This is a genomic window from Nonomuraea sp. NPDC026600, from assembly GCF_040638335.1.
Lineage (GTDB): Bacteria > Actinomycetota > Actinomycetes > Streptosporangiales > Streptosporangiaceae > Nonomuraea.
On the sequence record NZ_JBEZYD010000053.1, the window covers coordinates 38,834 to 51,275 of the forward strand.

At 69.7% G+C, this 12,442-nt stretch carries 18 protein-coding genes; 2 read left to right on the forward strand and 16 right to left on the reverse strand.

Features of this window, described 5'->3' with window-relative positions; genetic code table 11:
* Positions 1 to 500: 500 nt before the first annotated feature.
* The 14 genes from AB0F17_RS59675 to AB0F17_RS59740 all read right to left on the reverse strand — a co-directional run bounded on the left by AB0F17_RS59675 (position 501) and on the right by AB0F17_RS59740 (position 9,207).
* Positions 501 to 1,664, reverse strand: a complete 1,164-nt coding sequence (locus tag AB0F17_RS59675) for a hypothetical protein (RefSeq protein ID WP_358044274.1) — start codon at positions 1,662 to 1,664, stop codon at positions 501 to 503.
* Between the two features lie 187 nt (positions 1,665 to 1,851).
* Positions 1,852 to 3,879: a hypothetical protein gene (locus AB0F17_RS59680; protein ID WP_358044277.1), complete on the reverse strand. Its 2,028-nt coding sequence runs from the start codon at positions 3,877 to 3,879 to the stop codon at positions 1,852 to 1,854.
* A 42-nt stretch (positions 3,880 to 3,921) separates the two neighbouring features.
* Positions 3,922 to 5,358, reverse strand: coding sequence for a hypothetical protein (locus AB0F17_RS59685; RefSeq protein WP_358044280.1), 1,437 nt, complete (start codon positions 5,356 to 5,358; stop codon positions 3,922 to 3,924).
* A 9-nt stretch (positions 5,359 to 5,367) separates the two neighbouring features.
* Positions 5,368 to 5,805, reverse strand: a complete 438-nt coding sequence (locus tag AB0F17_RS59690) for a hypothetical protein (RefSeq protein WP_358044283.1) — start codon at positions 5,803 to 5,805, stop codon at positions 5,368 to 5,370.
* A gap of 48 nt (positions 5,806 to 5,853) precedes the next feature.
* Entirely contained in the window at positions 5,854 to 6,423 is a 570-nt protein-coding gene (locus AB0F17_RS59695; RefSeq protein WP_358044286.1) for a hypothetical protein, read from the reverse strand.
* On the reverse strand, positions 6,420 to 6,650 hold the full coding sequence (locus AB0F17_RS59700; RefSeq protein ID WP_358044289.1) for a hypothetical protein: 231 nt from the start codon (positions 6,648 to 6,650) through the stop codon (positions 6,420 to 6,422). The genes AB0F17_RS59695 and AB0F17_RS59700 overlap by 4 nt, the downstream gene beginning before the upstream one ends.
* Positions 6,643 to 6,783: a hypothetical protein gene (locus AB0F17_RS59705; RefSeq protein ID WP_358044292.1), complete on the reverse strand. Its 141-nt coding sequence runs from the start codon at positions 6,781 to 6,783 to the stop codon at positions 6,643 to 6,645. The genes AB0F17_RS59700 and AB0F17_RS59705 overlap by 8 nt, the downstream gene beginning before the upstream one ends.
* On the reverse strand, positions 6,780 to 7,214 hold the full coding sequence (locus AB0F17_RS59710; RefSeq protein ID WP_358044294.1) for an ATP-binding protein: 435 nt from the start codon (positions 7,212 to 7,214) through the stop codon (positions 6,780 to 6,782). Before AB0F17_RS59710 ends, AB0F17_RS59705 begins: the two co-directional genes overlap by 4 nt.
* The gene (locus tag AB0F17_RS59715) at positions 7,215 to 7,385 is read right to left on the reverse strand and encodes a hypothetical protein (RefSeq protein ID WP_358044296.1); all 171 of its coding nucleotides are present in this window, start codon (positions 7,383 to 7,385) and stop codon (positions 7,215 to 7,217) included. It abuts the gene before it with no gap.
* The gene (locus AB0F17_RS59720) at positions 7,382 to 7,597 is read right to left on the reverse strand and encodes a hypothetical protein (RefSeq protein WP_358044298.1); all 216 of its coding nucleotides are present in this window, start codon (positions 7,595 to 7,597) and stop codon (positions 7,382 to 7,384) included. Before AB0F17_RS59720 ends, AB0F17_RS59715 begins: the two co-directional genes overlap by 4 nt.
* Entirely contained in the window at positions 7,594 to 8,010 is a 417-nt protein-coding gene (locus AB0F17_RS59725; protein ID WP_358044300.1) for an SsgA family sporulation/cell division regulator, read from the reverse strand. Before AB0F17_RS59725 ends, AB0F17_RS59720 begins: the two co-directional genes overlap by 4 nt.
* Entirely contained in the window at positions 8,007 to 8,450 is a 444-nt protein-coding gene (locus AB0F17_RS59730; protein ID WP_358044302.1) for an SsgA family sporulation/cell division regulator, read from the reverse strand. Before AB0F17_RS59730 ends, AB0F17_RS59725 begins: the two co-directional genes overlap by 4 nt.
* A complete protein-coding gene (locus AB0F17_RS59735) occupies positions 8,447 to 8,989 on the reverse strand; it encodes a hypothetical protein (protein WP_358044304.1) in 543 nt (180 codons plus the stop codon). The genes AB0F17_RS59730 and AB0F17_RS59735 overlap by 4 nt, the downstream gene beginning before the upstream one ends.
* Positions 8,989 to 9,207: a helix-turn-helix domain-containing protein gene (locus AB0F17_RS59740; protein WP_358044306.1), complete on the reverse strand. Its 219-nt coding sequence runs from the start codon at positions 9,205 to 9,207 to the stop codon at positions 8,989 to 8,991. Before AB0F17_RS59740 ends, AB0F17_RS59735 begins: the two co-directional genes overlap by 1 nt.
* A gap of 195 nt (positions 9,208 to 9,402) precedes the next feature.
* Between AB0F17_RS59740 and AB0F17_RS59745 the strand changes: the two genes are divergently transcribed.
* Together AB0F17_RS59745 and AB0F17_RS59750 are read left to right on the forward strand one after the other, a co-directional pair.
* Positions 9,403 to 10,188: a GntR family transcriptional regulator gene (locus AB0F17_RS59745; protein ID WP_358044308.1), complete on the forward strand. Its 786-nt coding sequence runs from the start codon at positions 9,403 to 9,405 to the stop codon at positions 10,186 to 10,188.
* Between the two features lie 172 nt (positions 10,189 to 10,360).
* Positions 10,361 to 11,122 (forward strand): GntR family transcriptional regulator, encoded by a 762-nt coding sequence (locus tag AB0F17_RS59750; protein WP_358044311.1) that lies wholly within the window; start codon positions 10,361 to 10,363, stop codon positions 11,120 to 11,122.
* A 42-nt stretch (positions 11,123 to 11,164) separates the two neighbouring features.
* On the opposite strand, the gene AB0F17_RS59755 is transcribed toward AB0F17_RS59750, so the two are convergent.
* Positions 11,165 to 11,602, reverse strand: a complete 438-nt coding sequence (locus tag AB0F17_RS59755; protein WP_358044313.1) for an NUDIX domain-containing protein — start codon at positions 11,600 to 11,602, stop codon at positions 11,165 to 11,167.
* Positions 11,599 to 12,432, reverse strand: coding sequence for a hypothetical protein (locus AB0F17_RS59760; RefSeq protein ID WP_358044316.1), 834 nt, complete (start codon positions 12,430 to 12,432; stop codon positions 11,599 to 11,601). Before AB0F17_RS59760 ends, AB0F17_RS59755 begins: the two co-directional genes overlap by 4 nt.
* Between the last annotated feature and the right edge of the window lie 10 nt (positions 12,433 to 12,442).

Genomic DNA, 12,442 nt, shown 5'->3' on the forward strand with positions numbered 1-12,442 from the left:
GGTTGGTGTGGCCGGAAGCGGAACTAACGAGGCGGAACTAACGGGCCGGAACTGGGGGGCGAGAGAGCGGAACTACGGGGCGGAACTGGCGGCGGCCGCCAGCGGAACCGAGAGCGGAACTGAGGGGCGGAACTGACGACCGGCGCAGGCGGAACCGAAGGGTTGCCGCGGGCGGAACCGAGGCCGGAACCGAAGACCCTCTGCGGGCGGAACCAAGCGACGGAACCGGCCCGCATCCCGTCCGGCGGCGGGAGCATGCGGACCGTGCGGAGCGCGCGGTCTCGCGGGTTGCCGGGCGGGATGGTGCGCAGGGCTGGACTGCTTGAGTGGTGCCTGCCCCGATGGCGATCAGGCCGGCGTCGGCCAGGACGAACACCAGCGCGAGCGTGATCAGGTTGAAGGCTGTGGGGCGCACGGGATGTCCTCCGTTCCTTGCGGGATCGACAGGGGGGTGACTGCGGCGATCCGGTCATGTGCCGGTGTCGCCGCAGGTGGGGGCGTTAGGGGACCGCGTGCAAGCGGACGTCACCGGCCGCCGAGAGGGGTTCCTCCTCCTGGCCGTCGCCGTCTTCTTCGGCCAGTTGTTCGAGCAGCTTGCGGCCGTACCGGTCGGACACGTCCAGGGCGCGGCCCAGCTCGGCGCCGTTGATGTCGGGCTTTTCGGCGAGCAGGGCACGCGCCTGCTTCAGCCGCATCTCCAGCGCCTCTTGCCTGCTCAGACCGTCAGCGGCGGTGTTCGAGGCAGGCGCGGCAGCGGTTTTGGGTCGGGTCTTGGGCCGGTTCTCGCCGGCCATCTCCAGCCGGACGCGGGCCTCGGTCTCGGTCCGAGCCTGCTCGACACGGGTCTCGGTCTCGGTCTCGGCACGCTGCGCGATCTGGTCCGCGGCGCGCTTCAGCCGAGCCGCGTACTCCTCTTCCAGCCGGGCGCGGACGGCCCTGAACTTCTCCTCCTCCTGTGCTCGGGTCTGGTCGCGGGCGGCCTTCAGTTCCGCCTCCCGGGTCCGGTCGGCTTCCGTCTTCAGTGCCGTCCGCGCGCCTGCGAGTTCCGTCGTCAGTTCCGCCTGGGCGGCGACGCGTTCCGCCTCCAGTTCCGCCTGGGCGGCGGCGTGTTCGGCCTCCAGTTCCGCGCGGACTTCCGCCGCGACGCCGGGCCTCAGTTCCGCCCGCAGGGTGGCCAGTTCCGCCTCGACATCCGCCTGCCGGACGGCCTCGCGGGCGGTGGCCGCGCCCTTGATGATGAAGTTCAGGGCCAGCAGCGCCGAAGCGTCCAGGACCAGCGGGATGGACCACTCGGCGCCGTAGCCGCCGCCGTAGGGCTTCATCACCGCCGCCTGCGAGGCGATCGAGGTCAGCATGGCGACCGCGAACAGGCTCAAGATCGCCATCCGGGTCCACAAGATCGCCTTCTTGGACCACGACATGATGATGGGGCTGACCAGGCCATGCGACAGCATGGCCGCGAACAGCACCGGGACCAGGGCGAAGATGATGCCCAGCGCGATCTCGGTGCCCGGCTTGTCCAAGGTCAGGGCGTGCCACATGTTCAGGAAGACCGAGATGGCGCATCCCGTGATCAAGATGGTCCACCACAGGCCCAGCCCATGGCTGGGCGGCGCCTGCGGCGGTGCGGTGGCCTGCCGATGCTGACTCGTCGGGCGGGTCATGACCGTCGTCCCTTCACAGAAAAAATCACGGTTAGTAGTTGCCAGGAGGAGGAGAGGGCCGTACTCTCGCGCGCGCATGCGCACGGGCGGGTGTCGCTCCCCGACCCAGGCCCCCTCCTGGGGGTGCAGGGCAGGAGGAGGAGTGGAGGAGGAGTACGGACCGTCACAGCGAGAGCCACGGGGAGGGTCATGAGGCCGCCTTCCACCGGTAGTGGCCGCGCACGCCCTCGACGCGCTCGATGAGCTCCTTGTTCATCAGCTCGTTCAGCAGGTCGTAGGCGCGCGAGGGAGAGCAGATCTCGGCCTGGCGGATGTCGGCGATGGTCACGTGCTCGCGCTGCTGGAACAGCTCGACCAGCCGGTCCTTGGCGCCGGGGTCGGCCGTGGAGTTGGGGACCGCGTGCAGGGCGGCGCGGCCGCCGCCGTCTTCACCGTCGGCCCGGCTGCTTGATCGTCCGGACTGCTCAGCCAGCCGCTCCAGCTCGACGATGCCGCGCGCGTAACCGCGCTCGAACGCCTCGCCGGTGCGGTCGTCGAACGGCGAGCCCATCGGCACCGTGCTGGTGAACGTCCGGGCGAGCACCTTGGCGGTGCGCGAGGGCAACTCGCGAGGCGTGCCGGTGATCACGTAGCCCAGGCCGGTGGTCAGCAGCTTCTGCTCACGGTCGAAGTAGGGGGGCAGCAGATGCGGGGCGACCTCGACGTCGCCGACCTTGATGTTGCGGGTGATGCGGTTGGAGGCGACCCGGAACAGCACCACGTTGCCGGCCAGCAGCAGGTCCAGCAGTTCGCCGTTGTCGTGGAAGCCCTCCTCCACGCCGGGGTTCTGCAGCGCCACGGTCAGCTTGAGCCACAGCTTGCGGCCCTCCCGGCCGATCGGGGTGAGGATCTCGCTGATCAGCGGGTTGCCGAGCACCGCCTTGTGGGAGGCCTCATCGATGATGGCGTGGATCAGCGGGTGACCGTGTTCGGGGCCCATGCGCTTCTCGCCGACCTCGTGCAAGATCGTCACGCGTTCGGCGTGGGCGGCCTCCAGGCCGCGCATCCCGGCGTAGATCTCACCCGCGTCCAGGAACGAGCGGGTAGTGCGCGGCACCAGGTGCTCGAAGCTGCCGCCGCCGTGCGGGTCGTACAGCAGCACCGCGCTGCCGACGTTCAGCGACTCGCCGGCCACCAGGTGGATCAGGCTGGACTTGCCGGTGCCGGGCGCGCCGGCGAACAGGTCGTGCGGCACGCCCCAGCCCGGCACGTACAGCGGGTAGAAGGCCCAGCCGGACCCGTCCGGGTAGACCGAGATCGGCACCAGCCCGCTGTCGGGGTCGAGGCTGGGGCCGGGCCACATGATCTCCTGGATCAGCGGGTTGCGCTCCAGCACCACCAGGCGGCCGCGCGTCTTGTACTGCTGCGGGTCCTGGTCCAGGTAGATGAGGGAGTCGACGTGCGGCCGGTCCAACGTGGCCTTGATCTCCTCCATGGCGTTGCGCATGTCGCCGTAGGTGTGCCGGGCGGGCCCGCCGTCGATGACCCAGGCCGTGCCGTTCGGCTCGCCCAGGTGATCGGCGATCGGCTCCGGGTCGATCAGGCTGCTGAACTCCAGCGCGCCACGCGGAGCACCGGCGTGCTCGCCCCAGGCGACCTGGTGCGGGTGGGCGGCCTCGATCGCCGGCAGCGGCGCGGCCGCCGTCAACGCCGGCGGGCTCGCCGGCGCGGCGGCGGGCCGGCGGTCTTCCCGTACACGCAGCCGGTAGGTCCACCACCAGGGGGCGGCCAGCAGGCTGCCGCCGACCACCAGCGTGGTGGGCATGAGCGTGTCCAGACCGGCCCCGCCGGCGGCCGCGGCCGCGGTCCAGGCCGTGGCCGCCGCCAGGCAGCCGGCCGCCCAGCGGGGCCGCCAGGGCGCCTTGGCCAGGAAGGTGCGCACGCCGCGCACGCACAGCCCGGCCACCGCGGTGGTGGTGGCGCCGGCCAGCACCCACAGCGGGTGCACGTCGCCGACCTCGTGCAACACCACCCCGGCGGTGTAGACGGCGCTCATCGCGCCGACCGGGTACAGGCCCTTGCGGGCGGCCCACAGCAGGCTCTTGGCGGCCCTGCCGAGCTCTTCCCCGACCGGCACCGTGACCGGCGCAGCCGGACCGGGCAGGGCAGGCCGGTCCGCCTGGTCGTCCTGCGGCAGGGGCGAAGAAGGGGCCTGCCGGTCGATGTGGGTGGTCATGTCGTGTCCCTCCTTCGTGGAAATGGGGTCAGGGGCGGGCGGTCAGCGCTTGCCGTAGTAGCGGGTCGACTCGGCGGCGGACTTGCCCGCGGCCTGGACGGCGGCCTGGACGTTGTCGCCGGTCTTGCGCTGGACGTTCATCGCGGTCGCGGCCGCGTTGTTGGCCGCCTCGACGTCGCGGCGCAGTTGCGCGGCGGTCTGGGAGGCGGTCTCCAGCGCGATGATCGCGTCCGCCCAGTTGTTCAGCACGCGGCCGCCGATCCCGGCGGCCGCCAGCGCGTCCAGGGCGTTCCAGGACGCCTTCAGCGAGGCCCTGATCATCAGTTCGGCCTGTTCGGCCGGGTCGGCGGTCATGTCGACCGCCTTGACGATCTTCTTGCTCAGGTCGACGGCGTCGTCGTGGGTGTTGCCGCCCACGTCCATGCTGGTCTTGGGCGCATTGGCCCCCGGGATGGCGACGTACTTGGCCACGTCTTCGGTCCCTTCCATCTGGGGTTCGCCGGCGCGGGTTGCGTCGGGGCTGGCTATGTCGAGCGCCGACCCGGCCGGGTGCGGCGGAAGCTCTGCCTGTGGCGCTGCCGGGCGGAGCGGCTCCCGCCACGGCGCGACGGGGCTGTTCTCCGTCCGTGGACCGGGCACCTCAGGCCGGGGGGTGGGCTCGGCAGGCGCTGACGGCTCCGTGGCGGCGGGTGCGGTCAGCGCCGGGATCGGCGGCCTGAGCGCGGCGGGTTCGTGGGTCGGGCGCGTGCCGACGACCTCGACCTCGTAGTCCTCTTCTTCCTCGCCCTGTCGCGGGTTCGGGTCGTCGTCATCTGTGCGGTGGTGCCGACGCCCGCGACGCCAGCGACGCCAGTACGACGTGTCCTCGTCGTCGTCGTCGTCGCTGTCGCGGCGTTCGCCGCGCTCGGAGTCGGGCCGCTCATCCTCACCGCCGCCCGGCTCATCAGCGTCGGGATCGCTGCCGCCGGGATCGGGGTCAGCCTCCTCATCGGCGCTTTCGTCCTCATCGCGCCGCTCATCACCGCGCCGGTCGTCCTCGCGTCGGTCGTCCTCGCGCCGGTCGTCATGACGCTCGTCGCGGTCGTCGTGCCGGTCCTCGCCGCCGCCGCTCTCCGGCGCGTCGACGTCAGGAACGTCCTGGTCGTCGTGCTGGTCGTCGTGCCGCCCACCAGCCCCGCGGGCCCATCGGCCGGCCCGGGTCAGGTCCTTCACCGGTGACCAGGCCGCACCGGCCAGCGCCCGCAGCCACCATCCGGGGTTGCCCCAGTCGGTCTTGCGGGCGGCCGCCGCGTTGGCGTCCAGTCGCTCCCGCAGACTGCGGCGGACCGACTCCTCCGAACTGTCCGCGCCGGACTCGCCGGCTGCGTCGGACTCGGCGGCCTTGCTCGCCGGCGCGTCATCGGTGCTGTCCTTGGTCAGCAGCATGCTGGTGACGCCCCAGCTGAGCCACAGCCAGATGATGATGCTGATGGGTTCCATGGCGGCCGCCTAGCCCCGGTCGCCGGGGCCGACCAGCTGCGCCTGCTGCGTGACGTCCTTGACGCCCTTGACCAGGTCGTCGGGGTTGATGCCGAGCAGGCTGACCGGCGCCAGGACGATCAGCAGCGGTGCGATGAACGCGATGATGGCGGTGCCGCGTCCGGCGTGGTTGTCCTTGCCCCAGCAGTCCAGGAAGACGCCGAGGCCGCAGAACACCGCGGCGAAGCCGACGATCGGGCCCGGCACGATCGCGGCGATGGTGGTGGCGAACCCCTGGAACCAGGAGCCGACCAGGCCGCATCCGGCCAGAGCCATGACGACGGCGGCCGCCCGGTACCACTTCGGCTTGCGCTTCGCATCTGCGATGACCTTGGCGTGCTTCATCAGGCGGACGCCGATGGCCAGACATACGGCCGTGAAGCCGAGGCCGGCGAAGATCTGTCCCACGACTCTGCTCTCCTTTGCGATAGATCGTTCTTTTGAGGTGGGTTCGGGTTAGGGCCCGGCGAGCCAGGTCGCCAGGTTGGTGAGGACCACGACGCTGGCGATGGCCAGCAGGAACGCCCGGCCGGGGCGCTGGCACAGCCACGCCAGCGCGTAGCAGGCCAGCGTCACGGGCAGGCCCACGAGCAGGCCGAAGACGATGTAGAAGGTGGCGTGCAGGCCGTTGATCAGCGGAATCGCGGTCGTCAGGCCCCAGCCGCGGCGGCCGTCCGGCCGTTCCTGCCGCTGGGCGAGGTAGTAGTCCAGGTGGTCGGCCACGCTGGTGGGCTGCTCGTGCATCCACCGCATCGCCCACCACCGGCCGGCGCCGCGCTCCTTGCGCAGGGCGCGATCGGTGCGCGAGGCCTGCCACACCTGGCCCAGCGGGCCCGGCTCGCGCTCGGGCGGATCCGCCGGCGCGGCGGGCTGCACCTGGGGCTGCTCGTGCGGCGGGACCGGGGGGTACGAGTCACCGGTCTGCGGCGCCGACGGGTAGGGGTGGTGGCCGATCGGTGCCTGCGGCGTGGTGCGCGCCTCGTGGCGGCCGATCGGCATGCTCGGGGTCGTGTGGGTGTCGTTCACGCGTTCCTCCGGGGAATGCGGTCGCTGGAATCGATCAAGAGCTGGAGGACCTGCAGGCCGATCGCCTCTGCTTTGGCGGGATCGCTGGTGTTCTTCAGATCCGCCCTCAGCAGGCCGAACGCGGCCTCCAACTTCTCCGTCAGGCTGGGTGCGGCCTCGATGCGGTTCAGGTGGAAACCGCGCCGGCGGGCGCGCCGCTCGGCGGTACGGGTACGGGCGTCAGCCACGGCCTTCCTCTTCCTCCGGGTCGGTGCTGTCGTCGTCGGTGGTGCTGGCCATCGCCTCCGCGAAGGCCAGCTGCCAGCGGTTGAGGTGGGCCACCTCAGCGGCGAGGCGGGCCCGGCTGTCCTCGGTGCTCACGCCACGCCTCCGGTCCAGCTCAGGCGGCACCGCACCTCGCGGCTGGTGGGCGTCTGGGTGGCGCTGTAGTCGTCGACCAGGCGGCGGATCACGACCAAGCCGCGGCCGCTCTCAACCGCCTCCCGGTCGTCGGGCAGTCCGGCGCCGGGTCCCATGTCGATGCAGGTCAACGCGAGCGAGCCGGATTCGGCGGTGGAGTCGGGGTCAAGCTCGACCTGCAGGCAGTAGCGGCCGCCGGGCGCGCCCGACATCGAGTGCCGCAGCGCGTTGGTGGCCAACTCGGACACCACCGTGGCCAGGTCGGCCGCCCGCGGGTGGTCGAGCGGCAGCGGCACCGTCGCCAGCGCCCACGCACGGGCCGTGGCGACCTTGCCCGGCTCGCCGGGGAAGGCCTGCCATGCGGTGACGGGCACGGGCAGGGTGATCGCCATCTAACCCACCCCCCTGCCGGTCGAGCTGGTCGCGCAGTGAGAGCAGGTCTCCAGGTGCAGGAAGATCTCGTTCGGGGTCGCGGACGCCAGGATCAGCCCGGCCGCCACGCACTTGATCACGGTCATGGCGGCAGTGCCGGCCACCGCCACGACGGGATTCCTCCGCTTCACCGGCCGCCACCGCCCCACCCGCTGCTGGCCAGTGCCAGCAGCTGCGCGGGCCGCGCGCCGACGGGCGGCAGCTGAGCGTGTTCGGCCAGGTAGCCGGCCAGGATCGCCAGCGGCTCCGGCTCGCCCAGCGCGGCGGCCGCCACCGTGGCCCGCGCCACCGCCAGCAGTTCGTCGTAGGCGGCGGTCATCGCCGGCGTGTCGTCGCGCGTCATGACCCCACCCCCAGTCCGGCCAGGTCACGCACGGCCGCGATCTGCTCGGCGACCGCCTGCAGCCGCGCCCGCTCGACCAGCAGCTCGAACCGACCGCCGGAATCACGCAGGAGGTCCGGCGCGATCAGCGACAGCACCAGACGCCCGGACACCTCCGTCGGGCCGATGTGCACCTCGCCATCGCCTGCGGGCTCGGCGAGGTCCTGAGTGAGGTCCTCGCCGAGCGCCCGGGCCAGCAGCCCGGGGGCGAAGGTGTAGATGAACGGCGTCTCGTGCTCGCACGCGTCCACGAACGCCATGCGGACCACGTGGGGGTTGTCGGCACGGTAGGACAGCATCGCCACCAGCGGTCTGTCCAGCTCGGTGGCGGGCCACAACGTCAGGTCCTCCACCATCTCGGGGACGGTGCTCATGCGGCACCTCCCTGCAGCACGCAGCGGTGCAGCCACGACCAGGCCTCACGCCAGTCGATCCAGGCGTCCTCTTGCTCGTCGGGCACCTTCTCGTACGCCTGCGCCACGAACGAGGTCAGTTCATCCCGGCGCGCGTAGAGCCGGGTCGTCGCCCGGCCGAACGGGTGCAGCACGATCTCGACGTAGTTGCGGGCCTCAGCCGGGCCGACCGTGATGTCGCCCTCGCCGACCGGCGCCTCCGTCTGCTGCTGCCGCATGCCGTGTACCAGCAGGGACCGGGCGAATGTCCAGATCAGCTCGCGACGCCCGGTCGGGGACGGGAAGACCAGGTGCACCGCGTACGGGTCGTTCGGCTCGTAGATGGCCTTGATTCGCACGGACTGGTTGCCTCGGTGGGCGAACGCCACCGTCAGCGTGGTCCGGATCTTGGAGGTGCTCATGCGCCCCCCTCGCTGGCCTGGACGGTCAGCAGCTCCGCCAGTACGGCGACGATCTCGACGCCCATCGTGTTGGTGATGTCGGAGGTCCAGTGCTGGACCGAAGAGCCGGGGGTGATGGCGTCGGCCAGCGCGGCCAGGGTGGGCAGCACGCGCACCCGCGCCGGGTGGCCGTACTCGGCGAGCATCTGGCTCTCGACCTCGCCGAGTTCGCGGACTCCGTGGATGTCGAGCATCCGACCAGCCGGGGTGAGCACGCCGACGTGCGCCCACGTCCAGGCGCCGTCGATGAACTGCTCGACCAGCGCGAACGCCCAGCCGGTGCGCTCGTTCATCGCCCGCGCCAGCACGGTGCACTGGGAGAACCCGAACAGCTCGACCGTGTCGGCGTCGACCACGCCCGGCCGGATCCGGAACTCCGTCTGGCCGTGGTAACTCGGGTTAGTCGTGGTGACGACGATCTCCACGTCTGCCAGCGGCCGGTCAGCGGCCAGCTCAGCCAACGTGGGGAAGGGGATCTGTACGAGGGGAGTAGTCGTCATCAAGCCACCCCCTCAAGGTCCGAGAAGATCTGCAGGGCAGCGTGGACTTCAGCCTCGGGGAAGCGCAGCGTGCGACCACCGGGCGTGCGGATCGCCGCGAGCCGACCGGTGGTGCCCCACCTTGCGGCCGTCTTGGGGTCGACTCGAAAAAGGACTGCCACCTCCTTGGAGGTCAGCATCCTGTCGCCGGTCGCGGACAGATCAGAGATGATGAGCATGAGTCGGGGTTCCCTTCAGGTGTCGCGACTCGTCGCGGCCTCGGTGCACCACCACCGGGGCCGCATCTTTGTGATTCGGGCATTACCGACGTAGAGTGAAGTGATGGACAGCAAGTGCTGTACAGCATTTACGTTAGACGGGGCGCACGACGCGGTCAAGGAAGTGCTGTATAGCAATTCACGTAGGGTGGAGTCATGAAGCACCCCAAAGACCAGATGCCGCCATCGCGCCGGATCGCAGACGACCTGAGGTCGCAGATCAAGTCCGGCCAACTTCCGCCTGGATTCAAGTTGCCCGCAGTGCGAGTCCTCGCCGAGCGGTACGACGTGACCCAGAACCCCGTGCTCAAGGCCCTCGCCACGCTGAAGGCCGAAGGCCTGGTCGACTCCATTCACGGCTCGGGCGTCTATGTTCGCCAGGCACACCCTGTGCGTCGACTGGGGCCTGACAGGTACGCGCGCCACAGGTGGGAGATGACGACCGTCGAAGCCCACGCCAACGATCGACCCGACAGCCCTGCCGTAGTCCAACAGGGCGGCCAGGCACAGGACGTGGCCTTGGTAGAGGCCGACGAGCGAACGGCAGCGGCGCTGGAGATCGCTGCTGGCGATCTGGTGTACGAGCGGGCCCGGGTGATGACCCGCGACGGCTCCCCCACGCACACGATGACGTCGTACTACCGCCAGGCCGACGTTGAAGGCACACCCCTGGTCGATTCGAGACCGGGCATAGCGGGCAGGTCGGGCGGCTTCCAAGTCCTGACCGACCAGGGCTTGCCTCCGCAGAAGATCACCGAGGACCTGTCGGCACGAATGCCGACGGCCGACGAAGCCTTGCTCCTGGATCTTCCTGTTGGCGAGCCGGTAGTGGAGCTGCACAGGATCACGCGGACAAGCGATGGCCGGCCAGTCGAATACGCGCGCGGCATCCACGCGGCAAGCCGTTTCGCCTGGTCGTACACCTTCGACATCCCCGATTAATCCACCGTTTGGAGCCATCGAGCCTCCAGCGAATCGGACACGAATCGCGCTAGGGATACGCGGTACGTACCGCCTACTTGGCCATGAGTAGACCCCGGTACTCACCAGCTGTCAAGTAGGCGGTACGTACCTCCTGTGAGTAGGTACCGCGTACCGGGTAGAGTTGCGGCTTATGAGTGGCATCCCGAAGCGAAGCGTGTACCGGCATGTGGCGGACGTGATCCGGCAGGCCATCGCCGATGGCGACTATCCCCGGGGTGGCGCTTTGCCAAGGGAGGATCTGCTGGCCGATGAACTGGGCGTCTCCCGGGCCACCGTCAATGACGCAATCCGGGTGCTCGTTGCTGAGGGCCTGGTGCGCATACATCGCGGAAAGGGGATGTTCGTGAGTGAGCTTCCACCGATCGTCCGCAACGCCGAAGCCCGCTACAGCACCGATGCGCGCGAGCGTGGCCGCGGCGCTTTTGATGTCGAGGTGAGGGCCCTTGGCCGCGAACCCCGGGTCAACGTCCGCATCGAACGGGTTGTCCCGCCGACCAGAGTCGCCGAGATCCTCAATGTCCCCGCTGGTGAGCCGAGCGCTGTTGCACGGATTCGTCACATGGGTGCCGATGACATTCCGCTGCAGATCGCCACGTCCTACATCCCGGTGGACATCGCTGCCGGTACGGCGATCGAACAGGAGGACACCGGCCCTGGCGGGATCATCTCGCGCTTCACCGAACTCGGGTACAAGCAGGTGAGGATCACCGAGCGCATCACTGCACGCCCGCCTACAGCTGAGGAGGCCTCCTACTTGGCGATGACGGAGGATCAGCGTGTCTTCGAGATCGTTCACACAGGCTGGACCGCGGAAGACCGGGCCGTGGAGGTCTGCATCCATGTGATGCCCACCCACGCTTGGACACTCGACTACGGGTGGAAAACCATCTAGAAGGAGCTGGCGCCGAGGCGCCGGCCGGTGCTGCCCTGAGCCTCAGACGATCAAGTTGGTGCCGTCATGGAGCCGTACCTGTGGCGTCGGCTCCGCTGTCACAGCGTCCTGCAGGCGGATGGCGAACGCCTCGACCATCCGGTGCGCGATCTCCTCAAGCGTGAGCCAAGCCACCTGGGTGGCCTCCTCGGTGGGGCGTGGCTCGCCCCCGATTACGTGGCAGCGGAAGACGAGCGAGACGACACCCAGGCTCATGTTCTTGTACACGCCGGTCAACGGCCCGGGCTCGACCAACACTCCAGTCTCCTCCAGCACTTCGCGCCGCACAGCCTGGAGTGGGCCCTCATCCCGCTCCAGAATGCCGCCCGGCAGCTGCCAGGCGCCGGTGTCACGCCGGCGGATGGCCAGCAGCCGACTGCCCTCGCCGACCACAGCCGCTCCAACGCTGACGGAGTGCAGAGGCCGCTCGTCCGTGGTCACCACGCCTCCCGCAGGAACTGAACGAAGGCGAGCGCCTTGTCATCGTGGGTCTTAAAGCGTGGCCAGCGCCGTGCTTGTGGGTCGCCGAGCTCGGTCTGATGGACGAGATCGAGCATCGCTTCCACTCCACGGTCCTTCGCCATGGCGAATCCAGCGGCCCAGTCGTCGAGTACTCGATAGGTGTCGACACCGGCGGCGGCACCGTCAGTGGCCAGCAGCGCAGCGGCTACTTCTTCGCGCGGCCAGATACCTCGTACAGCCTCATTCGCGGCCTCTGGTACAGCTTCGGCCACCCAGTAGCCGCCAGGCCGGTTGCGGTACTCGCGGGTGAACGCCTGCATGTGCCGGAGCCGCTCGCGGTCGAAGGCGCTGCCGGTCCTGATGGCTTCAAGATAGGCAGCCCGGTGGGGGTGGTCGAGCTTGTGGAGCCGATCATCATGCAGGACGTTGGTCTGTTTACCAGGGCTCAGGAGGGCGAGACTGGTGTCGCAGAGCACCAAACCCTCAACCACCTGCGCCGTCCAGCGCAGGATTGTCACCGCGGCGGATGGGGCGCGACCCGGCCGGAGGTTGTGAGCTACCGCCAGGCTTGCGATCGCTTCGGCAAGCACGTCGCGTAGGTCAAGACCGTCAGATGAGGCGAGTTGGCGAGCCAACCGCCGCCCAAGCATGTCGGCGTACCAGCCGCCACTCCCTGGCCCAAGCTCCACGCTTGTGGCGCCGTCCAGGACGATCACCGCCTGGGGCAGCAGAAATATCCGGTCCTCGGACTCGCCGTCACCGGCCCGCTCTGCGGTCGCGACGATCGCTTCAATATGTGTATGCGGCATGTGGACTTAG